Annotated in this window: 22 protein-coding genes; 6 read left to right on the top strand and 16 right to left on the bottom strand. The window is 53.9% G+C overall.

Translation table 11 applies throughout. From position 1 onward, the window contains the following. The first annotated feature begins 101 nt into the window (after window positions 1–101). A complete protein-coding gene (locus ACAW75_RS06030; protein WP_370728089.1) occupies window positions 102–842 on the top strand; it encodes a glycosyltransferase family 2 protein in 741 nt (246 codons plus the stop codon). An 85-nt stretch (window positions 843–927) separates the two neighbouring features. Here the strand turns inward: ACAW75_RS06030 and katG are convergent, their stop codons facing one another. The 8 genes from katG to ACAW75_RS05990 form a co-directional block, all read right to left on the bottom strand. Continuing rightward, window positions 928–3192 carry a catalase/peroxidase HPI gene (gene katG, locus ACAW75_RS06025; RefSeq protein WP_370727784.1) on the bottom strand — a complete coding sequence of 755 codons (2265 nt, stop codon included), beginning with the start codon at window positions 3190–3192 and terminating at the stop codon, window positions 928–930. Between the two features lie 197 nt (window positions 3193–3389). Further along, on the bottom strand, window positions 3390–4052 hold the full coding sequence (locus ACAW75_RS06020; protein WP_370727783.1) for an alpha/beta fold hydrolase: 663 nt from the start codon (window positions 4050–4052) through the stop codon (window positions 3390–3392). Beyond that, complete coding sequence (locus ACAW75_RS06015) at window positions 3992–4501, bottom strand: hypothetical protein (RefSeq protein ID WP_370727782.1); 510 nt, start codon at window positions 4499–4501, stop codon at window positions 3992–3994. Before ACAW75_RS06015 ends, ACAW75_RS06020 begins: the two co-directional genes overlap by 61 nt. An 82-nt stretch (window positions 4502–4583) precedes the next feature. Continuing rightward, entirely contained in the window at window positions 4584–4655 is a 72-nt protein-coding gene (locus tag ACAW75_RS06010) for a hypothetical protein (protein ID WP_370728088.1), read from the bottom strand. 52 nt (window positions 4656–4707) lie between these two features. Further along, entirely contained in the window at window positions 4708–5118 is a 411-nt protein-coding gene (locus ACAW75_RS06005) for a hypothetical protein (protein ID WP_370727781.1), read from the bottom strand. 531 nt (window positions 5119–5649) lie between these two features. Then, window positions 5650–6834: a hypothetical protein gene (locus ACAW75_RS06000; protein WP_370727780.1), complete on the bottom strand. Its 1185-nt coding sequence runs from the start codon at window positions 6832–6834 to the stop codon at window positions 5650–5652. An 81-nt stretch (window positions 6835–6915) separates the two neighbouring features. Beyond that, on the bottom strand, window positions 6916–7494 hold the full coding sequence (locus ACAW75_RS05995) for a Crp/Fnr family transcriptional regulator (protein WP_370727779.1): 579 nt from the start codon (window positions 7492–7494) through the stop codon (window positions 6916–6918). Window positions 7495–7518: 24 nt separating this feature from the next. Beyond that, window positions 7519–8709: a type III polyketide synthase gene (locus ACAW75_RS05990; RefSeq protein ID WP_370727778.1), complete on the bottom strand. Its 1191-nt coding sequence runs from the start codon at window positions 8707–8709 to the stop codon at window positions 7519–7521. 133 nt (window positions 8710–8842) lie between these two features. Between ACAW75_RS05990 and ACAW75_RS05985 the strand changes: the two genes are divergently transcribed. After that, window positions 8843–9724, top strand: coding sequence for a UbiA family prenyltransferase (locus ACAW75_RS05985; protein ID WP_370727777.1), 882 nt, complete (start codon window positions 8843–8845; stop codon window positions 9722–9724). A 191-nt stretch (window positions 9725–9915) separates the two neighbouring features. Beyond that, window positions 9916–11061: a PepSY-like domain-containing protein gene (locus tag ACAW75_RS05980; RefSeq protein ID WP_370727776.1), complete on the top strand. Its 1146-nt coding sequence runs from the start codon at window positions 9916–9918 to the stop codon at window positions 11059–11061. Between the two features lie 69 nt (window positions 11062–11130). On the opposite strand, the gene ACAW75_RS05975 is transcribed toward ACAW75_RS05980, so the two are convergent. Together ACAW75_RS05975 and ACAW75_RS05970 are read right to left on the bottom strand one after the other, a co-directional pair. Next, window positions 11131–12072: a heme-dependent oxidative N-demethylase family protein gene (locus ACAW75_RS05975; RefSeq protein WP_370727775.1), complete on the bottom strand. Its 942-nt coding sequence runs from the start codon at window positions 12070–12072 to the stop codon at window positions 11131–11133. Between the two features lie 96 nt (window positions 12073–12168). Then, window positions 12169–13308: an acetamidase/formamidase family protein gene (locus ACAW75_RS05970; protein ID WP_370727774.1), complete on the bottom strand. Its 1140-nt coding sequence runs from the start codon at window positions 13306–13308 to the stop codon at window positions 12169–12171. 226 nt (window positions 13309–13534) lie between these two features. Between ACAW75_RS05970 and ACAW75_RS05965 the strand changes: the two genes are divergently transcribed. After that, window positions 13535–14827, top strand: a complete 1293-nt coding sequence (locus ACAW75_RS05965; protein ID WP_370727773.1) for an aminotransferase class V-fold PLP-dependent enzyme — start codon at window positions 13535–13537, stop codon at window positions 14825–14827. Between the two features lie 74 nt (window positions 14828–14901). Here ACAW75_RS05965 and ACAW75_RS05960 read toward each other — a convergent pair whose 3' ends face one another. From ACAW75_RS05960 to ACAW75_RS05950, 3 genes are all read right to left on the bottom strand, one after another. Further along, a complete protein-coding gene (locus ACAW75_RS05960) occupies window positions 14902–19005 on the bottom strand; it encodes a beta strand repeat-containing protein (RefSeq protein WP_370727772.1) in 4104 nt (1367 codons plus the stop codon). Between the two features lie 390 nt (window positions 19006–19395). Then, window positions 19396–19800, bottom strand: coding sequence for a MaoC family dehydratase (locus ACAW75_RS05955; RefSeq protein WP_370727771.1), 405 nt, complete (start codon window positions 19798–19800; stop codon window positions 19396–19398). 14 nt (window positions 19801–19814) lie between these two features. Then, window positions 19815–20561 carry a lysophospholipid acyltransferase family protein gene (locus ACAW75_RS05950; protein WP_370727770.1) on the bottom strand — a complete coding sequence of 249 codons (747 nt, stop codon included), beginning with the start codon at window positions 20559–20561 and terminating at the stop codon, window positions 19815–19817. Between the two features lie 148 nt (window positions 20562–20709). Between ACAW75_RS05950 and ACAW75_RS05945 the strand changes: the two genes are divergently transcribed. After that, window positions 20710–21675 carry an acyl-ACP desaturase gene (locus ACAW75_RS05945; RefSeq protein WP_370727769.1) on the top strand — a complete coding sequence of 322 codons (966 nt, stop codon included), beginning with the start codon at window positions 20710–20712 and terminating at the stop codon, window positions 21673–21675. 27 nt (window positions 21676–21702) lie between these two features. On the opposite strand, the gene ACAW75_RS05940 is transcribed toward ACAW75_RS05945, so the two are convergent. Both ACAW75_RS05940 and ACAW75_RS05935 read right to left on the bottom strand, forming a co-directional pair. Continuing rightward, complete coding sequence (locus tag ACAW75_RS05940) at window positions 21703–22536, bottom strand: SDR family NAD(P)-dependent oxidoreductase (protein WP_370727768.1); 834 nt, start codon at window positions 22534–22536, stop codon at window positions 21703–21705. A 54-nt stretch (window positions 22537–22590) separates the two neighbouring features. Next, window positions 22591–24174, bottom strand: coding sequence for a putative maltokinase (locus ACAW75_RS05935; protein ID WP_370727767.1), 1584 nt, complete (start codon window positions 24172–24174; stop codon window positions 22591–22593). A gap of 218 nt (window positions 24175–24392) precedes the next feature. On the opposite strand from ACAW75_RS05935, the gene moaA reads away from it, so the two are divergent. Further along, window positions 24393–25373, top strand: coding sequence for a GTP 3',8-cyclase MoaA (moaA, locus tag ACAW75_RS05930; RefSeq protein WP_370727766.1), 981 nt, complete (start codon window positions 24393–24395; stop codon window positions 25371–25373). Window positions 25374–25427: 54 nt separating this feature from the next. Here moaA and ACAW75_RS05925 read toward each other — a convergent pair whose 3' ends face one another. Further along, on the bottom strand, window positions 25428–26261 hold the full coding sequence (locus tag ACAW75_RS05925) for an alpha/beta fold hydrolase (protein WP_370727765.1): 834 nt from the start codon (window positions 26259–26261) through the stop codon (window positions 25428–25430). Window positions 26262–26337 lie beyond the last annotated feature (76 nt).

Raw genomic sequence — 26337 nt, 5'->3', positions numbered from 1 at the left:
GTTGACGCTTACTCACAAATCAGGCTGCAATATCGGCGATACAGCTGGAACCGATGGCACGAAATTCGCAGTTGCCAGTTGGCTTACGTAAGTTTGTACTCATGTATAATGGTAAAAAAGTAGTGGTCGTGATGCCAGCCTATCGCGCCGCCCTGACCCTTGAACGTACCTACCGCGAAATTCCCTTCGATCTGGTCGATGATGTGATTCTTGTTGATGACCATAGCCCCGATAACACGGTGGAAGTGGCCCAAAGTCTGGGAATTCGCCACGTGATCCGGCACGACGTGAACAAAGGCTACGGTGGCAACCAGAAAACCTGCTACAGCAAGGCGCTGGAGATTGGCGGCGATATTGTGATCATGCTTCACCCCGATTACCAGTACACGCCGCTGTTGCTCACGGCCATGATCTCAATCATTGGCAATGGCTTGTACCCGGTTGTGTTTGCCTCACGGATTCTCGGTAAAGGGGCGCTGAAAGGCGGAATGCCCATGTACAAGTATGTCGCCAACCGCTTTCTGACCCTGACGCAGAACATCTTGATGAACCAGAAACTGTCGGAATACCATACCGGTTACCGGGCGTTCTCTGGCGAAGTGCTGCGCGCGCTCGATTTTACCCACAACGACGATGACTTTATCTTTGACAACGAGATGATCGCGCAGATCTTCTATAAAGGCTTCGACATTGCCGAAGTGACCTGCCCCACGAAATACTTCGAAGAGGCGTCATCCATCAACTTCAAGCGTAGCTCCATCTATGGCCTCGGCGTGTTGAAAGTATCGCTTATGTACCGCCTCACCCGCTGGGGTCTCATTGACTGGAAGGTGCTGAAATAATCTAACCTAGGTTTAGGCTGTTTCTATAACGTAAAAAGGTGGTCCGTTACAGACCACCTTTTTACGTTATAGAAACAGCCCGTTACTAGACGAGGTCGAACCGGTCGAGGTTCATTACTTTGGTCCAGGCTGCTACGAAATCGTTCACGAATTTCTCCTGGCCGTCTTGGCAGGCATACACTTCGGCGATAGCCCGTAGCTCTGAGTTTGACCCAAAGATGAGGTCAACGCGAGTGCCAGTCCACTTAACTTCACCTGTTTGCCGGTTGCGACCCTCAAACACATGCTGCGTGTCTGATGTGGCGCGCCAGGTGGTGCCCATATCGAGCAGGTTCACAAAGAAATCGGTCGTGAGCGTTTCCGGCCGGGTGGTGAACACACCGTGCTTCGACTGGTCGAAGTTACTGTTCAGTACCCGCATGCCGCCAATGAGCACCGTCATTTCAGGGGCAGTCAGGTTCAGCAGTTGCGCTTTGTCGATCAGTAGGGCCTCGGCTTTTTCGGTGTGTTTGTTTTTCAGGTAGTTGCGGAACCCATCGGCAGCAGGCTCGAGGGCGGCAAATGAGTCCACATCCGTTTCTTCCTGCGACGCATCAGTGCGGCCGGGCGTAAACGGTACTGTCACCGGGTGGCCGGCATCGTTGGCTGCTTTTTCAACACCCGCACCGCCTGCCAATACGATCAGGTCGGCCAGCGACACGCGTTTGTTGCCAGTCTGCGTGCTGTTAAACTCTTCCTGAATGCTTTCCAACGTACCTAGCACGGTTGCCAGTTGGGTTGGGTTGTTAACGGCCCAGTATTTCTGCGGTACCAGACGTAGCCGTGCACCATTGGCACCACCCCGTTTGTCGGAACCCCGGAACGTGGAGGCCGATGCCCAGGCCGTGGATACCAATTGAGAAACTGACAGACCCGACGCCAGTATGTTGGCTTTCAGGTTGGCAATATCCTGCTCGTCGATCTGCTCATACGTAGCCGCCGGAATTGGATCTTGCCAGATCAGCACTTCGGCGGGAACTTCAGGACCCAGGTAGCGGGCGCGTGGCCCCATGTCGCGGTGCGTCAGCTTGAACCAGGCCCGCGCGAACGCATCGGCGAACTGATCAGGATTTTCCAGGAAACGACGCGATATTTTTTCATAGGCGGGGTCCGTGCGCAGGGCGATGTCGGTTGTCAGCATCGTCGGAGCATGGCGCTTCGATGGGTCGTGGGCATCGGGTACCGTACCGGCACCAGCTTCACCTTTGGGCTTCCATTGATGAGCACCAGCGGGGCTTTTAGTCAACTCCCACTCGTAGCCAAACAGGTTTTCGAAGTAGTTATTGCTCCATTGCGTTGGCGTAGTGGTCCAGGTTACTTCGAGGCCACTGGTGATGGTGTCGCCTGCATTACCGGTGCCATACGTGTTTTTCCAGCCCAGTCCCTGCTCTTCTATGCCCGCGCCAGCCGGTTCTTTGCCAACATATTTGCCAGGATCGGCCGCGCCGTGGGTTTTGCCGAAGGAGTGACCACCCGCAATCAGGGCTACGGTTTCTTCGTCGTTCATAGCCATACGGCCAAAGGTTTCGCGAATGTCACGGGCCGATGCCAGCGGATTCGGTTCACCATTCGGGCCTTCCGGGTTCACGTAGATCAACCCCATCTGAACAGCCGCCAGCGGATTCTCCAGTTCACGGTCACCTGTATAGCGGTTGTCGCCCAACCAGGCCGTTTCAGAACCCCAGTAAATATCTTCGGCCGGTTCCCATACATCGGCCCGGCCACCAGCAAAGCCAAATGTTTTAAAGCCCATCGACTCCAGTGCGCAGTTGCCGGTCAGGATCATCAAATCGGCCCATGACAGTTTCTGGCCATATTTCTGTTTGATAGGCCAGAGCAACAGGCGAGCCTTATCGAGGTTGGCATTGTCGGGCCAGCTGTTGAGCGGCGCAAACCGCTGTGTGCCAAAGCCTGCACCACCCCGGCCATCCTGAATACGGTAGGTGCCGGCGCTATGCCACGCCATGCGAATGAAGAACGGACCGTAATGCCCAAAGTCGGCAGGCCACCAGTCTTGCGACGTGGTCATCAACTCAAAAATGTCTTTCTTCACCGCAGCCAGATCAAGGCTTTGGAATGCGTCAGCGTAGTTGAACGACTCACCCATTGGATTGGAGAGCGATGAATACTGCCGGAGTATATTCAGTTTAAGCTGATTGGGCCACCAGTCGCGGTTGCGGGTACCGCTGCCTGCGCTTTGCTTTAACGTACCATTGATAAATGGACATTTGGCGACGTCACTGCTATCGGGATTCACATGGTCCAGGATAGAGTCATCTCCTGAAGTAGCTGAGGGCTTGTGGTTGTGCATGTTGGTAGTTTTAACGGTTAACGGAAACAAACGTACAAGAAGGTTTTGTATAATCCTTATCTATAATTTCTATGATGCTATAGCTAAAATTTATCGGTTTCGGATTGCGACGGCATAGGCTAAAGTAGCTGCATAGCTGGCTGGAGCCGAATGACCAAATGCAGGCCTGTCGCCGTAAGTAACTGTCGATGAGACAACTAGTGGAGAAATGTACGAATAGCCCTGGCTACAGCAACTACATTATCGACATGCGGCATGTGGAAGCCGGGTACGTCGACAAACGGCTCATCGGGTGGGCTGATAACCGGGTCGCGGCGTGCGTGAATGCGTAAGTCGGGCAGGGTCGTGAGTGTGGGCACGTTCCGAAAAATAAGTTCGTACTGCCAGTATATGTAGGCCGGATTAAACGCCTGAATCCGGTCGAGTGTCGCGTGTACCCGAGCGCGGGAGCGCCGGAATGGATACAGCCGCTTGGCGACTTGAATAGTCAGCCAGTGTTGAACGATGCCGCTGCTGACGATTCTCCGGATCAGACTAAGGTTGCGGATGGGTGCTTTGATCTTGCCTGGGTTGGTCCACGAACTGATCTGAATAGTTTGAGCACCGGTCAACGCTTTGATGTTCGCCGCCAGCCAGCCGCCCATTGAATGGCCAATCAGAACATCACTGGTACCAATCTGATAGGTACGTGCCACGTGTTCGGCAACGGTTCGGGCTGTTACCGGCATCGTGACATCCCAGGCGTTGAAGGTATCTGCCAGATCAATGCAACGTACCTGACCCGTTGGCAACAGCGGCACTAGTGCGTCGAACGTAGCGGGCACGTTGAGGTTACCGTGTATAAGGATAAACCGGCGCATATTGATGGGAAGTTGCTCGGCAAGTTACAACGCGCGTCGATCTGCTGAATCCGATTCCAGAGCTTTACCTTCTCAGGATTGGGATGTACAGGCCCTTTTCTGAGTGTGTCGGGCTGGTCGTTGTACGGTAATCGCCAGCGCGGATGGATGGCATAATCCGTCCAGCGCCAAAATTTGAGCAGATTGATAGGCGTTGTCCGGTAAAGGGGCCCATCCTGTTCGTAGCCGAGTTCTGTTAAATCCTGCCAATAACCACCATACATATATTCGTAGCGCTGGCCCTTGAATTGATCTTCATACGACCATCTCCCTTGTTTCGTGACATAATCAAACTCGTTGCCAAACAGGAGTATGATGTTACCAACAGGATATGTGTTGACGATCAGAATGAGCCAGCCCATGGCGCTGAATACTGGCTTGAGTTTGGTCTTGGTGGCTGGGTGCATCATACCTCTGTCTGTTTAAACGAACCAGACAAAGCACGAATATGAACCCTACGTTTCTCTTGACATATATCAAGAACGTACCCGGCTATTTCCGTTTGCGCAATCGGCTGACGGTTTCGGGGGTAACGCCGATGTAGGAGGCAATCTGTTGTATCATCAGGCTAAATGCAACATTAAAATGCGTTTAGCCTGATGATACCATTAGTATGTCAGTAGCCGTCTATTTCGTGAATCCTTTTCCAGAGCCTGAGCTTTTCCGGATTGACGTTGACCGGCCCTTTCTTAAGTGTGTCAGGTTGGTCATTATAAGGCAACCGCCAGCGGGGATGAACGGCATAATCATACCATCGCCAGAACCGAAGCGGATTAATAGGCTCAGTCCGGTACAAAGGTGCGTCGTTTTCATAGCCTGGTTCTTGACCAGTTACTATATAAGCCACAAATACTTCTTCATACCGATTCGCTGCAAATTGGTTTTCTTCAAACTGCCGACCTTGTTTTGTGATGTACCCATATTCATTGCCAAACAGCTGTATAACATTACAAACTGGTGGTAGATTGACGATGAGAATTACCCAAAATAGAAGCCGAATGCCGTTGATAACTTTTGATTTTTTCATGGCTGTAAGTCAATCTAACTTATAAAGACAAGAATGTAGAAAGATGACAAGCTGTTTTTAACTGTTCCAATCTTCGCGTAGCAGTATAAATTAACGCGTTGTTGGGTCGCTGCGTGACGGAAGCTACTTCGGTAAACCTTCCGGCTACAACCATTTGGTCGCAATGCGATAGCCCAGCTAGCTCAAACAGCTTTTAACTCATTGATTACGATAGAGAAAATCAAATAAAAATATCGCTTTATTGGTAATTTTAGTTACATTCTCCTTTGCTTTTTTCTGAATAAGCCCTGTTTGAGGCCGGTATGACTGTTATAGAAGGATCACTACCTGCTCTTTCTCTCAGATCCGCCCCAAGTCTTCCTGGAGTATAAGTTGTTCCAACACCTGTCATTACTTTGTTTTCAGGTATATTAATTTCGGCCGCCTCACACAGGCTTATCACGTAGCCAGCACAATTAAATTCGCCTAATTTGTACATTAAGGGGTCTGAAAACTTTATACTGTATACCGCCCCTGCAAATTGATAAGCACTCACCTGAAAAGTTTTTTGACAGTATAAGGTGTGTCTATTCCATTGTCTTTATACTGGCCCACAACCCAGATTGCTGGAGAAAGTGTAGGTGTATTTGGATAAAAGCCAAACACTTGATTTATTCGATCCGATGGGTTTGTATTACTCACTCTTGTCAGGCCTATAAAGACGTGTCCTGGTCCATGATTAAAACCGTAAGAAGACCCACCCCCGCCTGACAACGGTTCCTGCACATACACTGTGATAGTGTAGTTATAGTTTGTGGCTGTTGTTATATTCTCGCCAAAGCAATCCATGAGCTTCTTCACATCAACAACCGGTGGGTTGTAATAATTAGGAATGTAGTAGTTACCGTTTGCGTCTGTAACGGCTTGACCTCCTCCTGTAGAACCTCCACCTCCACCGCCTGTCGTTCCGCCTGGACCTGCTCCTCCACCGTTTCCTGAATCATAACAGGTAGTAACATAGTCGGTATAGGTATAAATTAACGGACCACAACCATATCCTTCCGTGCAGGCTTGTGAGTAATGGTCAACGGGGGTTGTATTACACGTCACTAATCTGCCGTTGGGTTTCGTGCCTGGTGAACAGGTGCCGATAAGCTGCCCGACCTGATACCGATATCCATAAAGCATAGTCTCATTCCAATCGTAAAACAAGACGTAGCCGCTGAAATCTGTTGGTACAGATTTGTAGCTGCTTGTCTTCAGCTCGTCCTGTTTGTGTGAAGCATAGAATAGCATTGACCCCACCACCTTCATCACAAGTGCCTTGTAATGACCATCTGCGTCTTTGACCACTACATATTTGCTGACTACAGAGATGTCTTCTTTGACAAGACGCTGATAGGCTTCTCCCGGCTTTTTATCGCCTCCGCCTCTAGCTATGGTCATACCCTGTGGCTTTTTGTAGGCTATCGGAAGCTCAACGATTGTTTCGGTCCCAACAGTGTAGCTTATGGCTTTTAACCAGTTGGGTGTTTTCTCTGTATCATCAGTACCACCAAGCCGCGCTGTTGTTCCTGTCTGTCGGGCGTCATGCCATTTTTTGGCTGCTAAAACTGTTTTGTCGGTGATTGCAGCAAAGGCTGGGTCGGGCTTGTCTGTAACAGATTCGCGTTCACAGGAAAAGAAGAAAAGCAAGCCAAATAAGGCCAATGCGAGTTGTAACGTTAGTTTTGTCATGGTTCGTTTGAGTTTTTGAACGAGACAAAACAAGCGACTCGTGAGCTTGTTTCTCTTGACATGTATCAAGAACGTACCCAGCTATCTCCGTCTACGCAGTCGGCTGACGGTTTCGGGCGTCACGCCGATGTAGGAGGCAATCTGTTTTAAGGAAGCCTGTTTGAAAATGGCTGGGTGCGTTGCCAGGAGCAGATCATAGCGTTCAGCGGCGGTGTTCATGCGTAGCTGAAACAGACGTTCTTCGCTCAGGGCATAGTATTGTTCAACGAGCTGCCGCCCCACGGAGTTGAACGAGGGGTGTTTCTGATACAACTGCTGAAGCTGGTTGTACGAAACACGGACCAGCGTGCAGGCGGTCAGGGCCTGAATGTATTCGTAGCTGGGTTTCTGCTCAATGAAACTGCGTACTGAAATGATGAAATCGTGCTGCCCCATAAACCAGGCCGTTGCCTCTTTCCCGTCCTTGTAGTAAAAAGCGCGAGCAGTTCCGTCGGCAATAAACCATACATGCTGACAGACCCGATCAGCCTCAAGTAGCATGGTTCCTTTAGGTATGTCCTGCACGGTAATGGCCTGTTCTACATCGGCAAGGATAGCTGTGGACAGTGGGGCTATAGCTGAGATATAGCCAAGTAACAGTTCTTTAGGCGAGACGCTCATCACTCTTCGAAACAGGCAACGTACCTACACCGTGATCAGGTCGGCATGTGATGTCTCTTCAGCTTCGGCGGTTGGCGTGTAGTTCGCTTCCAGAATCATGGATTCGAGGGTGAGGCCGGGGCCAAAGGCGCAGCTGAGGATGTTGAACGAGCCGTCGCTGTTTTTATCGGGGTCGTTGGCAGCGTTGTCCAGGTCGTTCCAGATCGCTTTCAACACAAACAGCACCGTGGCCGACGACATGTTGCCAAACTCTTTCAGTACCTGATACGCATAGCGATTGTCGGTCTGGTCGAGGCCCAACTGCCCTTCGATTACTTCCAGAATTCGTCGGCCGCCGGGGTGGAGCGCATACGTGCCAATATCGCCGATGGTAAGGCCACTGCGTTCGAGCAATCGCGAGAGCATCTGGCCAATTCCCTGCTGAATGAACGAAGGTACTTCCGATGTCAGGGTCATTTCAAACCCGTAGTCGGTCACGTGCCAGGCCATGGCTTCTTTACCGGCGGGAAGCAGATCGCAATAGAACGACCGGAGCCGCAACGACCGATCGACACGGGCTTTGCCTTCCACAAGAACGGCGGCGGCACCGTCGGAGAAAAGGGCATTCGACAGCAGGTTATCGAGGTCGTTTTTCTTCTGGAAATGAAGCGTACACAGTTCCACGCAGACCACCAGCACCACGGCGTCGGGCGTTGAGCGGACGATGGCATCGGCGGCTTTTATGCCATTGAAGGCACCATAGCAACCCATGAAGTTAATGGCCATGCGCTGTGTCGTGCCCGGTAAGCCCATGGCTTCAATGAGTTCAATGTCGGGGCCGGGTGCATACAGGCCGGTGCAACTGACAGTGACGATGTGTGTAATGCCCTGTTTGTCAAAGCCTGGATAGTTGGCCAGGCAATCGTCTATGGCTTGCAACGCCAGCGGAACGGCCTCCTGTTGATACATTTTCATACGTTGCCCAACCGTTGGAAAGGGTTCGAGCCCCTCGGTGTTAGGGTAGAACGTATATTCACCCCGCGAACGGCTGTAGTCGGGCAGTACCGAATGCCGCTGATCAATGCGGGTCTGGCGGTACAGGGCTGAGAGTCGACGTTGGTCCCGCTCATCCATTTCCAGCGCCTCTGCCATGAAGCGGGCAATTTGGTTTTGCGGAATTGCGTTTCCGGGTACGGCAGTGCCGAGCGACGTAATGAAACTGGCAGGTACGTTCATTAGGAATAGTGTTGGTGCGGTCCACCGCGTGATACCTCAATCTACGTGCTTTGTAACTGACACGATGTTAATCAGTATAACTACCCCTGTACTATAAGGTTGTTCTTCTCTCCATAATTATGACTCTACGAGCATGACGCTACGCGCTATCTGGCTTCATTTACGGCTTCCTTTCTCGGTTTACCTGCTTCCCGTTTGCCTGTTCGCCATGACGCTCCTGCCCGGCGTCGGCGACTGGTGGCGGGCCGTGTGGGTGCTGCTGATCATTCACGTGCTGGTGTATCCGGCGGCCAATACCTTCAACAGTTATTACGATAAGGACGAAGGCAGCGTAAACGGCCTCGAAGCCCCGCCGCCCGTCGATAAAACGTTGTTCTGGGTATCCATGGGGCTGGAGGCGCTGGCGTTGCTGGCGGGGGCCTTCATCAACAGTCAGCTCCTGGTATTTATCCTGGTCTACGGCGCATTCATGAAATGCTACAGCCATACGGCCATCCGCATCAAAAAACGCCCCATTGCCAGCTGGCTGCTGATCAGCACATTTCAGGGCGGGTTCGTTTTCCTGATGACCTACATGATCATGCACGACATGAGCTTTTGGGAGTTATTCGTTACCTCGAGCCAGATTGGCTTAGGGCTGGGTACGTTGATCTCGACGCTGAATATTCTGGCACTTTACCCGGTTACGCAGGTATACCAGCATGCTGAAGATGCCAGCCGGGGCGACCTCACCATCAGCCGGCTGATGGGCGTTCGGGGTACGTTCATCAATGCCTGGATTTGTTTGCTGGCATCGGGCATCTGCTTCCTGATCTTCTATCAGGGTACCTGGCCTTTCTTTCTGATGATTGCGCTGACCACACCGGGCCTCGTGTACCTGGCTGCGCTGACCTACCGCGTCTGGCAAAACCCGGCCGCCGCTGATTACCGCGCTGCCATGTGGATGACCCGCCTCACCGGATGGGGAATGAACCTATTCTTCCTGATCCTGCTCGCCAGGAAGGGGCAACCCTAAACGTAACCAGCGGAGAAAGCTCTGTTCCACTGAGTCTGTTGCCTGCATTGGCTCGGTCCCGTTGGTGAAGGATCACACGACCCGGCGGGGAGACGTGGAACAGCCGTTGTTAGTTTGGGTATAATTACCAACTTTGTACGGCTAATTTCCTTTTAGCCAACGCATTCACGTCTAACTAATCCTTACGAGCCATGAAACAAGTAGTACTCTTTACCAGCCTGCTTGCGCTGCTGAGCCTGGACGGCTGCCGCCAGCAGGAGGCACAGCCGACCACCGAATTTCCCGATGTGCCAGCTGTTGTTGTTCAGGCGGTGCGGATCGCCTATCCAACGGCCACCAGCCTGAGTTTTACCGAAATCGACAAAGGCAACGTGTGGGAATCTGATTTCAGCGTTCAGTCGGTTAGTCATCAGGCTACGGTCAATGCCAAAGGGAGTATTCTGGAAGTATACGCGCTGGGAAAGGGCGACGGCCTGACAAGCCCACAGTCGGTGACATTACCCGCCGCCGCCAAAGCGTACATCGACAAGACGTACCCAGGATACAAAATTGTGGCCATTGGCGATGGGCAGTATAATAATCAGCGCGCGTACAAAGTGGCCGTTCGCAATGAAAAGGAAGAAGTGACGCTCATCTTCGATGCCAGTGGCGCCTTGATTCTTGCGTTCAACGCGCCCATTCCAACCGCGCCCACGCCTACTACCTTCCCCATTACCAAAGCCGAAGACCTGCCCACTGCCGCCAGTGCGTACCTGAGGGAGAATGGCATCACCTTCGCCAAAGGCGTAGCCACGGTTGATAAAGACGGAAAGAAAACCTACCTCGTATATGGCACGAAAGGCACAACGACCTACGAACTGCTCTTCGACAACGACGGTAAGGTACTCCGCTCAAGCGCATCGACTCCCACACCCCCGGCAACAACGGTGGAACTGAAGTCGATCAATGACTTGCCCGCTGCGGCCATTGCGTTTCTGGCGGGTTACACCTTCGAGAAAGGGTCAGTCACGGTGAAAGACGGCAGGCGAATCTTCTCGGTGGTGGTGAATAAAGACGGGAAACGCTACGAAATGACTTTCGATGCCGACGGCAAGGTGCTGACGAACACCTATACACCACGGCCTGTTGAAAGGGCGATGGCCTCACCGACTGATTTACCCGGTACCAGCCGGGAGTACCTGACCAAAACGTACCCCGGCTGGACGTTTATGAAGGGCGTAATCGTATCAACCGATTCTGGGGTAACGAGCTACACGGTCGTCATTAAGGTCGGTGAAGTGCTCTACACGGTTATCTTCAACGGCGAAGGCAAGTTCGTGTCTGTGACAAGAGGGTAACAGCCCGCCGACGTTGTGCCAGATCAGAAGCGTGGGGCTGGTGTTGAAACCACCCCCACGCTTCTGCTTTTAGAGGGTTTCCCGGTGACTGACCTGCTGATTCAGGTACGTTAACAGGGGTGGCATAAACGCCGTCATGCCTTTGTAGGCGAGCATGGCGGGCGGCGTGGTGCTGAAGACCTGCGCCAGCCGCGAGGCAGCATCGGGGCGGGCCGCTACTTCGCTGGCCAGTCGATTTTGGTAGGTGTGAATGCCAAACAGAATAGCCCCCGACTGGGACAGCCGCGTCAGGGTTTGCCGTTCAATGCGGATAAAGAGCTGCTCGCCAAGAGTATCGGGCGTGAGGGTGGGGAGCCGGTTGGCCAGAAGCTGATCCAGCACGGGTATATGGCGGCTGGTCATATCGAGCTGGTCGGTCACTTTCACGCTCCAGTTCAGTCGCCACACCGCCCGACCAACCGGCAGGCGTGCCATCAGCTTTTGCGCCGCCTGCATCATCGGTTCCACGATGGGGACAATGGGCGCGTGAATTTGCCAGAAGGGGAGCCCCACTTTTTCGTTGAGACACCAGCCATTGCCGAAACAAAGCTGACCACCCACGAGCGTCGACTCCGGGCCAGCCAGTAGCACCAGATCTTCCTGCACCTGCCGCCCCGCCCAATCGAGTGGAGCAATGGGCAACGTACCTGAATCGCCAGCGGTAAAGGCGGTTTCTTCGCCGGTCAGGTGGTTGTTCCAGTGCCAGCGTCGGCCGGTTTGCCGAATCGTAAACTGAGCAGGATACCAGCGGACCAGTTGCTTCAGCACCAACTCCACCGCTTCCCATTGCGCCGCTTCGTAGCCCGGAAGCATCTGGTAATAATAAGCGGGTAGTTCGGTCAGTAGCTGCTGTTTCAGCGCGATTTCAGTTTGGTAATGCCCATCTACGTCGATCAGCCGGTCGCTTTCGGGCAGGGGGTACGTCCCCATTTTGTCGTTAAACTGCTGACCGAAAGGAAAGTAGGGAAGCATGGGTGATGAGGTAATAGTACGCGGTAATGCGGCTTAACTGATCCTTTCGCGAGAATGTGCGGTACAGGGATGCTAACAAGGCTCGGCGTCAACTGCTCACCAATACCCAAATTTCTTCTTCGGGAATAGTGCCTTCGGAATCATGGCATGTACACCCAACACCTGATCGACTACCTGGCTGATTTCGAGATCAACGCCGGTACTGGCAATCGAAAGCGCCTGATTGAACGTGAATCCTAGATCAGTCTGAATAAACTGAACCGCCTCAGCAAGTGCCTGCTTCATGGCTTTGTTCAGATCTTTATCCAGACCAACCGCGATGAAGTGAGTGGGCGTTTCGGCACGCGGCATCTTCAGGGCGCTGTTTTTATGCACAATAAACTGAGCCGTCAGATTCACTGCCGTTTCGATGGCTACGCCGCTCACCTCGCCATTGCCCTGGGCGGCGTGACCGTCGCCGGTAGTAAACAACCCGCCCGGTACCGATACGGGTAGGTGTAGTGTGGTATGCTTGGTCAGGTGTTTTATGTCGAGATTGCCACCGAAGAAACCCGGTGGGATGGAACTGACGCGCCCTGTTTCAGCGGGAGGTGACAGGGCCATAACGCCCATAAACGGCTTCAGCGGAATCTCGACACCATCGATGAACGTACCTGTGCGGCGTTTGGCGTCGTACCGGTACACAAATGTCTCGCGCTGCTTTACCAGGTCGGGAATGCCGCCGCCACCGGGCCACACGCTGTTTACACCAAAATCGGCGGGGAGGGTCAGGTCGAGCATGCGAATTTCGATATGATCGCCAGGCTGTGCGTTTTCGATATAGATCGGGCCGGTAAGCATATGCCCCCGAATGCCCGATGGCTCTGGTTTCACGGTTTTCATGATGGCGATAACCTCCTTCGCATGCTCATCGATCGGTAGGTTATTGGCCTTGTAAAACGCCTCTGGATCAGTCCGGCTCACACCAGATGGATTCACCGTCTGTATCTCCACGATGTCTCCGTCTTTGATGCGACTCACCGGCGCAACGTCGGCTCCGAAGTAGCCCCATACCATGTTTTCGGGTAACGAGCGTACCACGCTGTCGGGCTTGATACGTTCCGGTATAGCCAACTCAACCAGCGTTGTAGCCTGTACTGTTTCGGTCGAAAATGCCTGAATAAGGGTAGGGAGCGTTAGCGCCGCTGCACCCCGCTGGGTCGATTGCCGAAAAAAACGGCGTCGTGAATAATGCATGATTTGTTGATGATTGGTTGTATTTGGGTAAACTGCTGAATTTGCGTGTATTGCATCGTGGTCTATAGCGCGAAGCAACTCGGGCCACGATGCAGTTGATAAGAACAGCACCTGAGTAAGGCACGAAAATAGGGCGCCGATGCCAAAGAAATTCATAGTAGTTGTTTCTGTTTGCCTAATTTTATTCCGTTATTTTACGGATGACCTCTCCATCAACCAGCTACTTATGACTTCTCGCAGGCATTTTCTTCGCCAAACAGCCGCCGCCGCTACGGGGGCGCTTACACTGCCACCTTTTTTGCCCCAAGTGATTGGTCATTCGCTGCCTGACGCTGGCCTGAAATCACCGTTGGAATGGGCGCAGGATGAAGACTTCTGGGCGCGTATCAAGGCGGAATATACGGTGTCGCCCAACATATTGAACCTGAACAATGGCGGGGTTTGCCCGCAGCCCAAAGTGGTGCAGGATGCCCACATCCGGTTTTATCAATACAGTAATGAAGCACCCTCCTACTATATGTGGCGCATTCTGGACCAGGGTCGCGAAGCCCTGCGCGAGAAACTGGCCGATCTGGCTGGTTGTTCGTCGGAAGAAATCGCCATTAACCGCAATGCCACCGAAGGACTGAACACCGTCATTTTTGGCCTGAACCTGAAACCCGGCGACGAGGTGGTGCTAACCAAACAGGACTACCCTAATATGCTCAACGCCTGGAAACAGCGCGAAAAACGGGACGGCATCAAGCTGGTTTTTCTGAACCTGGAACTTCCCAGCGAAAATGAGGCGGCGCTGGTTGATCAATATGTCAAGGCGTTTACGTCGAAAACCAAGGTAGTACACATTACCCATATGATCAACTGGATTGGCCAGGTAATGCCCGTTCGGAAGATCGCCGATGAAGCCCACAAACGCGGTATCGAGGTCATTGCCGACGGTGCTCACTCGTTTGCCCTGTTCGATTTTACCATTCCCGACCTCGGTTGTGATTATTACGCGACCAGCCTGCATAAATGGCTGGGTGCCCCCTTTGGTAGCGGTATGCTGTATGTGAAACAGAACAGGATCAGGGACGTATGGGCGCTGCTCTCCAACAACGAGCCCGATGGCCCTGATATTCGCAAGTTCGAGAGCCTGGGTACGCGATCATTTGCCTCAGAAATGGCCATCGGTACCGCCGTTGATTTTCATAATGGTATTGGCTCGGCCCGGAAGTTCGCCCGGGCACACTACCTGAAAAACTACTGGATGGAGCGCGTTCGGGATGTACCCGGCGTGAAAATCCATACGTCGCTCAAGCCCGAGTGGGCGGGGGCCGTGGGGTTATTTTCTATCGACGGCCTGAAAGCGACCGAAGTGGATAGCCAGTTGATGGGCAAATACAAGATTCACACAGTCGGCATCGACTGGGAGAATATCCACGGTGTTCGGGTAACGCCCCATGTCTATCATTCACCCAAAGACCTCGACCGGCTGGTTGCCGCGATTACCGCCATTGCCGGTAAGTCGCGGAAGAGTTAATCGTAGCCTCGTGCTACCACTCAGGTACGTTGTTTAGCTGTTGACATTGGCTGCTGCGCCGGGAGAGAGCAGACTCATTTCCCCATTTGTAGCCTGATGTTTGGGCAGCCCGAACAGCGACAGTCGGTACTCAACAGCGTCAGCGGCACATCGACTGTGCAGAGGCCACCCGCACTGAATAACCGAACGGTATACGCCTGACTGGAGACTGGATTAGCGAGCCCACTAAAGCTAACTGCACCGCCCGAAACCAGCCGATTGCTGACGGCTCCGTAAGCAGGTCCGCCAGTATAGCTACTGGCTGCCAGCAAATCGGCGCGTTCGGTATTCTGCAAGGTTGTGAAACTGATGCTGGCATCCTGATTTGCCGTGCCCCCCCGACAGGTGGCCAGCGTTACGGTGGGCTGTTGGGTGTAAGCAGGCGTAGGTCTGACAACGACCGTCTGCGAAGTAGTAGCAGAGCAGCCACTGGCTGCCAGACACGTCACCGAATAGCGGGTTGTTACCAGGGGAGTGATCATAATTGACGAGGCGGTACTTCCTGTGCTCCATTGCAGTGTTCCCCCGCTGCACCCGGTTACCGTGAGAGTCACAGACTGACCAGCGCAAAGTGTGGCGGAGTTAAGGGTTAAGGTAGGGGTAGAAGGCTGCACGTTGACGGTGACGGAGGTAGACGGCGATGTACAGCCACTTGCATTGCGCACAGTAACGGCATATACCCCCGGCGTTACCCCCGAGAAAAGGCCAGTAGTATTGGTATAGGTTGCTCCGTCAATGCTGTAGGTTAAACCTGTACCGGTAGGTGCACTGACGCTAATGGTGCCTGTTGCCAGTGTGCAATTGGGTTGAGCCGTTACGGTAGCTGTTGGCGCTACCGGGGTGGGGGGCTGCGGGTTGACCGTCACGGCCGTAGGCGCTGAGGTGCAGCCGCTACTGGTACGCACGGTGACTGAGTACGACCCGGGGGCCACGCCTGAGAAAATGCCTGTAGTGTTAGTGTAGGTGGTTCCGTTGATACTGTAAGTCAGCCCTGTGCCTGTGGGGGCTGTAACGGTGATCGTGCCCGTGGTCAGCGTACAGTTGGGTTGAGCCGTTACGGTAGCCGTTGGGGCTGGTGGTGTAGCAGGCTGGGCCGTCACCGTGACAGAGGTAGCCGCTGACGTACAACCGCTACTGGTACGCACAGTCACTGAATACGATCCGGGTGGCACACCTGTATAAATACCCGTCGTGTTGGTGTAGTTTGTGCCATCTATACTGTACGTTAACCCTGCTCCGGTAGGTGCCGTAATAGTGATTGTGCCCGTCGCCAGTGTGCAACTGGGTTGAGAAGACACACTCACGGTTGGAGCGGAAGGCGTGGCAGGTTGCGCATTTACGGTTACCGACGTGGCAGGTGATAGGCAGCCGCTGCCGTTGCGTACGGTGACCGAATACGATCCGGGTGGCACCCCGGTAAATACGCCTGTCGTATTCGTGTATGTGGTTCCGTCAATGCTGTAGGTCAGGCCAGAGCCCGTGGGAGCCGTGATCGTAATGGTGCCTGTCGCCAGTGTGCAGCTGGGTTGAGCCGTTACGGTAGCTGTTGGCGCTACCGGGGTGGGGGGCTGCGGGTTGACCGTCACGGCCGTAGGCGCTGAGGTGCAGCCGCTACTGGTACGCACGGTGACTGAGTACGACCCGGGGGCCACGCCTGAGAAAATGCCTGTAGTGTTAGTGTAGGTGGTTCCGTTGATACTGTAAGTCAGCCCCGTGCCTGTGGGGGCTGTAACGCTAATGGTGCCCGTCGCCAGCGTACAACTGGGCTGTAGCAAGCTAACGGAAGGAGCCGCTGGGGTGGGGGGCTGGGCCGTCACCGTGACGGAGGTAGCCGTTGATATACAACCAATCGTATTTCGATCCGTCACCGAATACACACCAGGGACTACACCGGTAAAAATGCCCGACGTATTCGTGTAGTTCACCCCGTCTATACTATACGAAAAGTTTAGACCCGTAGGGGCTGTAATGGTGATCGTGCCTGTGGCCAGTGTGCAGGTAGGCTGGGCGGTTACGGTAGCCGTTGGGGCGGCAGAAGCGAGTAAAGCCGGATTGACAGTCACCGTTGTGGCGGCAGAGATACACCCACTGCTATTGCGGACGGTCACGGCATAGGACCCTGGCGCAACACCCGAAAAAACGGTCGTGCCCACGTAGGTGCTTCCGTCAATACTGTACGTCAGTCCGGTACCTGTGGGAGCCGTGATCGTAATTGTTCCGGTAGGGGTAGTACAGGTCGGCTGTGAGGTCACGCTTGCCGTCGGAGCTGCTGGTACTGGGGGCTGCGCATTGACCGTCACGGATGTAACTGGCGACACACAGCCACTCGCTGTATTGCGCACGGTGACCGAATAACTGCCCGCCGCCACCCCGGTAAATACGCCTGTGGTGTTGGTATAGGTTGCTCCGTCAAGGCTGTAGGTCAGGCCAGAGCCTGTGGGTGCACTGACGGTAATGGTGCCTGTCGCCAGTGTACAACTGGGTTGAGCCGTTACGGTGGCTGTTGGCGCAACTGGCGTTGCTGTGTTGCTGAAGACGGTCGTCGTGGCTACCGCCGTGCAACCACTGGCCGTTGTGACAACCACCGTATAAGTGCCCGCCTGCGTGACCACCGCCGTATTGGCGGCGCTTGTCTGGCTTAGCCCCGGCCCCGAAAAGGCATAGCTGGTGCCAGACGTACTACTGGCGGCGGTTAGCGTATTGCTGGTCACTAAGCAGGTCAGCGTGCCAGAGTTAGACAGGGTAACGGTTGGTGGTGCGTCAACAGTGACCGACGTAGTAGCTGTACTGGTACAGGCCGAACTCGAATTGATCGAGTTGGCTGTTGTCACGCTGAACGTATACACGCCCGCAGTCAGCCCGTTGACGGTAGCTGTGCTGCTCGTGCCGGGCGAGCCAATAACACCACTGGGCCCCCTAAACGTATAGGTCGTGACCCCGGAGGCGCTTGTTCCGGGTGTTGCCGTTAAGCTGATCGCATTTCCCACGCAAACGGCCGGCGCCCTGCTTGTCAGCATAGGCTGAAGCACCCGGAAGGTAACCGAGGTGATAACCTGATTCCCCACGTTGTCCTGGGCAAAAAAAGATGTTACCGACGTACCCTCGGTGGTTGGCGTAAAACTGAACGCAGATGTTACCGTGTTGGAGCCTGTAACGGGCGAAAAGGCGGCGCCGGCTGGCAACCCTACCCCCTGTAGCGTAATGGTGTTACTGGTTGGGTCCGTATCGGTGGCCCGAACGGTGAAGTTGATCGGGCAGCCAACGTAGGTCTGGATCGTGGAGTTATTGGCCGGTGTTATACCCCCATACACAAAAACCGGCGGGTCGCTGGCCGCCACGATCTTGATAAGAAAATCGATGACCACGAATGACTTGCCATCTGAGATTTTTATAATGGCATTGTACAACTGGTTGACCGCTTTGGGCGACCGGGTATCGAGCGTGGCTACGCCGGCTGCTGATATCGAAAAGCCCGTTGGCTGCGTAAAGGTATACGACGTGGCGCCCAGGTCGGCAGCCGTGGCCAGGCTGAAGGTGAGGGGGTTACCATCTGGATCCGTTGCAGGGACCGTAAAAGTAGCCGCCGACTGACTCACCGGCAGGTTAACGATGGGGGGCAGGGTCGATGAAGGCGGCAGATTCGCATTGTTACTGCCCACATTGACCAGCGACGTGATCCGGTATCGGCCACCTGCATTGTTCTGTAACGAATTGAGCCGGGCACTCGACTCGATAAACGCGGTCACGTTACCGGTTGTGCTGAACGTATGCGTGAGCGTAGCTTCGCCGTACAGATAATCGTCGGCTGCATTGACCGTCGTTACCGTGAAATCGAAAACAGAGATAGATGTTCCATCCCCATAATTAAACGCCGCCCCGGAATTGGCGCTGGTATTGGTCACCGTAGAGCCAACCGTTGGTGTCGGCGTGAAATACCCCAGCCGGAACCCCATGGTGAGTTTAAACTCAATAGTACGGCCTGAAGCGTCGGAGGGTAATTGGCGCCAGGTCAGATTGCCATAGCGAAAGTGAGTGGCCTGAGCAGCGGATAGCGCGATGAACTGTCCAACCAGAAAGAGTAAAATAACCAGCCAGGGTCGTCTCAAGCCATACTGTTCAAACGTAAATCTAGTCATCATATCTACTCCTGGTACGGCCCTGACTGGTCTGATCGAGTACTACGTAATAGCTCGCCGTCGATTTTTCCAAAGGAGTTAGTCCATAGAATCAGTAGCCATTTTTATGCCAGCATCACCTCCCCGGGCGTAAATTTTATGGATTGGCCGGCTATAAACAGCTATATGGGATGTTTTAGCGTGGCCACTAGCGACCAGGCTCGCGCGGCATCCAGCGAGCACCTTAGCTGCCGCGCGTTTCGACGCCAGACTAATTGATACAAGTAGAAGTAGTGTCGATGACCGGGTGGCCTGTGCGCTAACAGGAAAACACGGTGCCCCGACCCGATCAACCAACGCAAGGCTGAGATGGCCTGTTCAGTGGGTCGATCGGGTCTCCTGCATCAAAGCGGATTAGCCAATCTTCTCTTTGTGCATCAGCGTAGCCACCCCACGGGTGGTAATTTTCTTCGTCTGTACATCGCGGATCTCGCCGAGGATCTGCGCTGTATGTTTCGCCGCATCAATAGACTGCACGGTAAACGTTACCTCATAATCGGTATCGACGAACATGGGCCGCAGAAAATCCAGCGTCTGCGCCAGATAGACCGATCCCGAGCCAGGAAATTCGGTGCCCAGCACTTTTGTGAAAATACAGGCACCCAGCATGCCGTGAATGATCGGGCGTTTAAAGGGGGTTTGAGCCGCAAAGTCAGCGTCGAGGTGAAGCGGATTATTATCGCCGGTAACGCGGGCAAAATCAATTACGTCGCCTTGCGAAAAGCGAAAGGCGTGCTGGTGGGTATCGTTAACTTGCATAGAAGTGACAGGTGTCAGACGGATTGTTTAGTAGGGACGTAGGCCATAATTGCCTCCTGTGTTTGACCAGCTACCTGCTCACCGGTCAGACCGGCAGGCTCGATGGGCGGCAAAACAGTCCAGGTCATGTGGCTGAAGGGGCGTAGTGGAAAAAGACCTTCCGGATTGAATTTACCTGTGCCAGTGATGGCAATGGGCACGATCAGGGCATTGGGGCATTTACGGAGCAAAATAGCCAGCCCCGCCCCGGCAAAAGGTTTTGATTGCCCATCACGGCTGCGGGTGCCTTCGGGAAAAATCACGGCCGAACAAACACCTTCCTTCACGCGTTGGCCCAGGCGCCCAATCTCACTCAATGCCTGCCGGGGATCGGTCCGGTCTACCAGCGCGGCCCCACTCTTACGCAGGTTATACGACACGCTGGGTGTGCCTCGGCCCAACTCGATTTTCGAGACAAAAACCGGCGTATACCGCCGCAGATACCAGCCAATCGGCGAGATATCGAACATGCTCTGATGATTGGCCACGAAAATAAGCGGTCGGTCGGTTGGCGGTGTGTACTCGAACCGGAACCGGTGGGTCGAGCCGGTTAGCAACCAGCCTTGCATAATGGAGAGATTCAACCAGTCGGCCACTGGTTTCTGTGCAGCCCGTCCTCCCAGGGTGAAAGCGATCAACTGCGCCGCATGGAATACCAGCAGGATCAGGGAGAAATAAATCAGATAAACTGCACTAAGCAGGTATTCGGCAGCCCGTTTCAAACGTTGATACTAATAATAACTTGTCATTAACCGCGCAAAATTAAGTAATAAGCCCGTTCTTGCTTCTTTTTTTCGTAAAGTAGCTTGGTAACAGGCCCGTAGTCACACCGTCTGGCTGCCTATACTTACCGTAACGCGATACAACTCAATGAATTCTCGAATCGAAGTCATGCAGTTTATTGGTACCAGGATCGACACGATCATGGCCGATTACCTGAAGCCAATTGATACCAATTGGCAGCCTACCGATTTTCTGCCCGACTCAACCAAGCCGACGTTCTTCGACGAAGTGCGCGACTTGCGTGAACAAGCCGAAGCCCTGCCATACGATTACATTGCCGTACTGATCGGTGATACCATCACGGAAGAAGCCCTGCCCACCTATGAATCCTGGCTGATGGACGTTGATGGCATCGACCAGACTGATCAGAAAGGCTGGTCGCGCTGGGTACGTGCCTGGACGGCCGAAGAAAACCGCCACGGCGATCTGCTGAACAAGTTTCTGTACCTCTCGGGCCGGGTAGATATGCGGGCCATGGAAACATCAACCCAGTATCTTATTGCCGACGGATTCGACATTCAGACCGGCCGTGATCCGTATCGCAACTTTGTGTACACGTCATTTCAGGAATTAGCCACCAACGTATCGCACCGCCGTACAGCAACGCTGGCCAAACAAGCCGGCAATACGTTGCTATCGCAGATGTGTGGCGTTATTGCCGCCGATGAAATGCGCCACGCCAAAGCGTATAAGTCGTTTGTGCAGGAAATTTTCGGGCTCGATCCGTCGAATATGATGCTGGCGTTTGAAGACATGATGCGGAAAAAGATCGTTATGCCCGCTCATTTCCTGCGCGAATCGGGCTTTAAACTGGGCGAAACCTATAGCCACTTCTCCGATGCGGCTCAGCGTCTCGGCGTGTATACCGTTCAGGATTACATTGCCATCATGCAGTCGCTGTTGAAAGACTGGAAAATCGATGCCATCTGTGGCCTGAACGACGAAGCACAAAAGGCCCGCGACTACCTGATGGCCCTTCCTGCCCGCCTTGCCCGTGTGGCTGAGCGGACTAAAACGCCGGAGCTTGCCTACGAATTCAGCTGGATAGCTTAAACGGTTAAGGCGCACGAATTGAGCGCTTTAACTCGTTTCAAACGCCTTGTGAATACGTTTTCGGAGCATGGCCACGTACCTGGTAGGAAAGAGGCGGGTGATCCACTCGATCTGGCGGGCATCGTTACCGATCAGTATTCGCGCTTTTCGTCGGGCTACACCGTCGAGGATGACCCGGGCCGCTTCCTGCGGGGTTATTTTGGCTGCTTTGGCAAAGCTGGCCGTACTTTGCTTGTGCATATCGTCGGTCACGAAACCGCCTTGACCCCGGCGGGCAGCGGCTGCGATACTGGTGCTGATCCCACCCGGATGCACGCAGGAAACCTGGATGTCCGTATCCATCAATTCCATCCGAAGCACATCGGAGAACCCCCGGACTCCGAACTTAGCCGTGCAGTAGGCCGACTGGTTTTCTACGCCCGCCAGCCCGAAAACACTGCTGATGTTGACGATGTGACCCTGGTTATGCTTCAGCATGAACGGCAGAAATGCCTTGGTCATTCGGATGACTCCCCACAAATTAATGGTCAGCAGCCACTCGAAATCATCGAGATGCGTTTGCGCAAAAGGCCCGCTGCCCAGCGCCACCCCCGCGTTGTTGAGCAGGATGAGCCGGTGCGCCGGATTGAGCGATGGAAGCAGATCACTGGCAAACTGCTGAATCGCAACGGCGTCTGCCACGTCGAGGGGATGGGTACGTAGCGTCCCGCCAGCCAGCCGGTTCGTTTCGGCCAGCGTCATTTCGTTCACATCGGTCGCAATGACTTCTGCGCCCTGTTGCATTGCCTGCCGGGCCAGTTCGCGCCCGATTCCCGACCCCGCGCCGGTGAGTAGAACTGTGGTGTTGTGGAAGTAGGGCATGAGGGTAGTCGTTTCAAGTTTCAGGTGTCAAGTTTCAGGTGACACTTGATACCATTACACCAGATGAAGCGGTGCTGAAGCTATCTGGCGGTGGTGGCCGCCGGGCTGGAGTTTTTCGATCTCGCGGATAACATCGACGATGCCTTTTAGCGGAATCTTCACCCAGGTTGGTCGGTAGCTGATTTCGTAGCCTAGTTCATAGACTGCCTTTTCGAGCAGATAGATCAGCAACAGGTAGTTGATCTCGCCGTTGTCGTAGAACATCGGGTGGGGTGATCCGAACGTACCCAGATACGCGTCCAGGTACGTATCGCGAATCAGCTTGTACCAACGATCCGATACGATCTGTAATTTGTCGGGGTCAATCCCTTCCGTTTCTGCGGCGTTGAACAGCTTGGCCGATACGGCGTAGTGATAGGACCGAATCATGCCCGCCACATCTTTCAGCGGCGAATGCTTGATCTTCCGTTCGGCAATGGTGCTTTCGGGCTCGCCTTCAAAATCGATAATGACGTAGTCGTTTTGCGTGGCCAGCACCTGACCGAGGTGGTAATCGCCGTGAATACGCGTACGGCATGACCCCAACTCGCGCGTCTTGAAATCGGCCACAAAATCGTCGATCATCTCCTTGGCCTCCATAAACACCCACGCCAGTCGCTGCGCCTGCTCGTCGAGCCTACCGTAATTGTTGACCAGCAGGTCGTAACGGCGTTCGAGCAGCTCGGTGAAGCGACCAGCCAGAAACGTGCGATACTCGTCGGTGAAAGGCTCTGACTGGAATGCCGGGTCATCGGTTTTGCTGTAGAGGGCCAGGTGCATCTCGGCGGTTCGCTGCCCCAGCAAGGCTACTTTTTCAAACACATCTTCTTTCACCATAAATACCCGGTTGGGTACGGCATACAGAAAATCGTTCAGGTAATCGCCGGTCATGGCCCAGCTGTCTTTGTCGTTGGCTACCATGCGCTGCATCATGCCGAGTGTCACATCCGGTTCACCCGCCTGTTGCCAGGTGAAGCTACCCGCATAAGCTGGAATCGCCTCAAAGCCACCGGTTTCGGTCAGAAAAGCCACCATCTCTACCTCCGGATTAGTCAGCGCGAACAGTTTCCGGTAGAGCTTCATGAAATACAGTTCGTTGAAAACCAGCGCCGAATTACTGGAGTCGACGGGTAACACGCGTGAGGAAACCGTGTCGCTGGCGATCAGTCCCTTCCCCTTCTGGAATGTAACAGCTCCTACAGCCTGGTTAGCCAGGAGATTGTGATACAGGACATCGCGAAAACCAGCATCGTAGATGGCATCAATGAGCCAACCCGTTTCTGTGCCGAAGGTAGCGGTGGTGAGCAGCCCTTTTTCAGGTACGCTGGGCATCATGCTCGAATCGGTGATAAAAGACAAGGGCAACAAATACTGCTCAGGGTCGCCATCTGTGTAACGCACCTCAATAATAGCCATATAATAGATTGCTTTGCTGGCCTGAAGTGGCAGTATCGTTGAGAAGCTAAATCCCGCTTGCTGACGAGCTTTTCCGGCAAACCAGCGGCACGTGTTTATATAGGTGGGTAACACTGTTTCGCTCAGCAACTGCTGATTGTCGGTGTCGGGCAGGAAGCTGGTCCAGGGTTGGGTCGTAAGCATAGGCTGACTATTGAGTAATGCGATACCTCAAATAAACGGCTTACGGCGCATAAATTGGAAGCAAAGGTGGTTTTCTTAGCTTAATCGTAGATCATGATCCGTGAAAAAGGCGATGGGGTCAGTGGCGAGAGAGCAGGGTCAGCAAACACAGCCTGCTTTTATTAATTTGCCGGTACAAATCAGGCAACCTTCCTGTCTGATCTGCTGTTTTCCGGCTGATGCTCTTCGATAACCACAATCGCCCGATAACCTACCTGCGGCTAGCCGTAACAGACCGCTGTAATCTGCGGTGTTTTTACTGCATGCCCGAAAGTGGTATTAAGTACCTGCCCAAAAACCAGCTGCTTACTTACGAGGAAATGGAGCGAATTGTGGCTGTGCTGGCCAGAATGGGCGTCTCTAAGTTGCGACTTACCGGTGGGGAACCCTTTGTGCGGGCCGGGCTGATGCCGTTTATGGAACGCCTGGCGGCTATTCCTGGCCTGGCCGAACTGCACATGACGACCAACGGCGTACTAACGACCCCACATGTGGCTGAGATGGCGCGTCTGGGAGTGAAATCGGTTAACCTAAGTCTGGATAGCCTCGATCGGGATCGGTTTCACCAGATCACCCGTCGCGATGAATTGCCTGCCGTACTGGGTACGTTAGATGAGCTACTGGCCCACCATATCCGCGTTAAAATTAACGCAGTAGTGATGGACGGGCAGAATATCGAAGATCTTTACCCGCTGGCTGAACTGGCACGTACCCAGCCCATTGACGTGCGCTTCATCGAAGAGATGCCGTTCAATGGCGAAGGCAATCATTACCCGGTACTAACCTGGACGCACCAGCGAATTTTGCAGGAACTGAGATCATTTTACCCTGAGCTGGAACAACGCCCTACGGCGCCCCACGCCACGGCGGCCACCTGGCAGGTGCCGGGTTATGTGGGTACGTTGGGTATCATTGCGGCTTATACGCGCACGTTTTGCGGAAGCTGTAACCGCATCAGAATGACGGCCCAGGGGATGCTGAAAACCTGCCTGTACGATGATGGCGTGCTCGATATCCGCGCGCTGATTCGGAACGGTGCGTCGGATAGCGAGTTAACGGCGGCTTTCCTGAAAGCCTTTGCCCATCGCCCGCTCAATGGGTTCGAAGCCGAAGATCACCGGCAACCCGTCACCGAGTCGATGTCAACGATTGGTGGTTAACGGAAAACAAAACGGGGCTATGTAACCGCACCAGGTGGTAGCCAGTAGCGCCTCTCAATTCTTGATTCCTTTCAGAAGGCGCTCGGCCACAACTTTGTAATGGCCGGAAAGGGCAGAAGGGGTATCAACTAATTGTATAGAAGCAGGCAGTTCCTGCTGATCGGGTGCGTCGGGCTGTTCAGCGTTGGCGTATCGACGAAATAGTGTGGTAGGCACTGGCAGATGACCCACCCTGGCCATTTGCGCATAGTGTATGGCCGCCCGGTAACCCTGGACATAATCAGCGCCGGCTCTCATGATCTCGACGGCTGTTCGCTGAATCTGTTCAGGAGTAGGGGGCAAGTCGACGTGGTGCGCTTCATGGTTGCCCAACCAGGGGAAATGCTGAAGCAGGTTGGTGGCCAGCTGCCATACCGTAGGTAGATGACTGCCATCCGGTTGAGGCGTCAGATCAGGGAAAGTATACGCCAGTCTGTATTCCCGCTCCGGCCCCTCTGCCTGAAGAGCGTCATCAAGAAACACACTGGCCACCTTATCGGGGTAGGCATTGCTATAGGCTGTGGCAAATTGGGCGCCACTCCCCGTTCCATACACGATCACCTGCCGTAGCCCCAGTTCGCGGAAAAAAGCGCGGAAAGAAGGTAGATAATCCTGAAGTGAAGTGGGTGAGCGGGGCAAGGGGTCGGTGCCACCATAGCCCGGAATATCGGGCGCTATTAGTCGCATTTTAGGCCGCAGCGCACTTAATTCATCAAACAACGGCGCAAACATGGCCGAGTCGCCTGGAAATGTATGCAGAAGAACAATTGCCGTTTCGGCCGTGGTGTCTCCCTGTTGGCGGAAGTGCCAGTAGCGATTCTCAACGGCAATCAGGTGGCGCGTAGGCATGGGGATCAAATGGGGTGGTAAGCTATGTCCGTATGGGCGGAGCGTATAGAGAGAACGCATTTCCCCAACAGTTTAG

Source organism: Fibrella arboris, assembly GCF_041321095.1.
In the GTDB taxonomy this organism is placed as follows: Bacteria; Bacteroidota; Bacteroidia; order Cytophagales; family Spirosomataceae; genus Fibrella; species Fibrella arboris.
Note: the sequence above shows the minus strand (reverse complement) of the source record. Positions and strands in the feature narration are given on the sequence as shown.

Bases quoted from the DNA above. Each gene is read 5' to 3' on its own strand.
- ACAW75_RS06030 (WP_370728089.1), top strand. From the start codon at position 102: ATGTATAATGGTAAAAAAGTAGTGGTCGTGATGCCAGCCTATCGCGCC.
- katG (WP_370727784.1), bottom strand. From the start codon at position 3,192: ATGCACAACCACAAGCCCTCAGCTACTTCAGGAGATGACTCTATCCTG.
- ACAW75_RS06020 (WP_370727783.1), bottom strand. From the start codon at position 4,052: ATGCGCCGGTTTATCCTTATACACGGTAACCTCAACGTGCCCGCTACG.
- ACAW75_RS06015 (WP_370727782.1), bottom strand. From the start codon at position 4,501: ATGATGCACCCAGCCACCAAGACCAAACTCAAGCCAGTATTCAGCGCC.
- ACAW75_RS06005 (WP_370727781.1), bottom strand. From the start codon at position 5,118: ATGAAAAAATCAAAAGTTATCAACGGCATTCGGCTTCTATTTTGGGTA.
- ACAW75_RS06000 (WP_370727780.1), bottom strand. From the start codon at position 6,834: ATGACAAAACTAACGTTACAACTCGCATTGGCCTTATTTGGCTTGCTT.
- ACAW75_RS05995 (WP_370727779.1), bottom strand. From the start codon at position 7,494: ATGAGCGTCTCGCCTAAAGAACTGTTACTTGGCTATATCTCAGCTATA.
- ACAW75_RS05990 (WP_370727778.1), bottom strand. From the start codon at position 8,709: ATGAACGTACCTGCCAGTTTCATTACGTCGCTCGGCACTGCCGTACCC.
- ACAW75_RS05985 (WP_370727777.1), top strand. From the start codon at position 8,843: ATGACGCTACGCGCTATCTGGCTTCATTTACGGCTTCCTTTCTCGGTT.
- ACAW75_RS05980 (WP_370727776.1), top strand. From the start codon at position 9,916: ATGAAACAAGTAGTACTCTTTACCAGCCTGCTTGCGCTGCTGAGCCTG.
- ACAW75_RS05975 (WP_370727775.1), bottom strand. From the start codon at position 12,072: ATGCTTCCCTACTTTCCTTTCGGTCAGCAGTTTAACGACAAAATGGGG.
- ACAW75_RS05970 (WP_370727774.1), bottom strand. From the start codon at position 13,308: ATGCATTATTCACGACGCCGTTTTTTTCGGCAATCGACCCAGCGGGGT.
- ACAW75_RS05965 (WP_370727773.1), top strand. From the start codon at position 13,535: ATGACTTCTCGCAGGCATTTTCTTCGCCAAACAGCCGCCGCCGCTACG.
- ACAW75_RS05960 (WP_370727772.1), bottom strand. From the start codon at position 19,005: ATGATGACTAGATTTACGTTTGAACAGTATGGCTTGAGACGACCCTGG.
- ACAW75_RS05955 (WP_370727771.1), bottom strand. From the start codon at position 19,800: ATGCAAGTTAACGATACCCACCAGCACGCCTTTCGCTTTTCGCAAGGC.
- ACAW75_RS05945 (WP_370727769.1), top strand. From the start codon at position 20,710: ATGAATTCTCGAATCGAAGTCATGCAGTTTATTGGTACCAGGATCGAC.
- ACAW75_RS05940 (WP_370727768.1), bottom strand. From the start codon at position 22,536: ATGCCCTACTTCCACAACACCACAGTTCTACTCACCGGCGCGGGGTCG.
- ACAW75_RS05935 (WP_370727767.1), bottom strand. From the start codon at position 24,174: ATGCTTACGACCCAACCCTGGACCAGCTTCCTGCCCGACACCGACAAT.
- moaA (WP_370727766.1), top strand. From the start codon at position 24,393: ATGCTCTTCGATAACCACAATCGCCCGATAACCTACCTGCGGCTAGCC.
- ACAW75_RS05925 (WP_370727765.1), bottom strand. From the start codon at position 26,261: ATGCCTACGCGCCACCTGATTGCCGTTGAGAATCGCTACTGGCACTTC.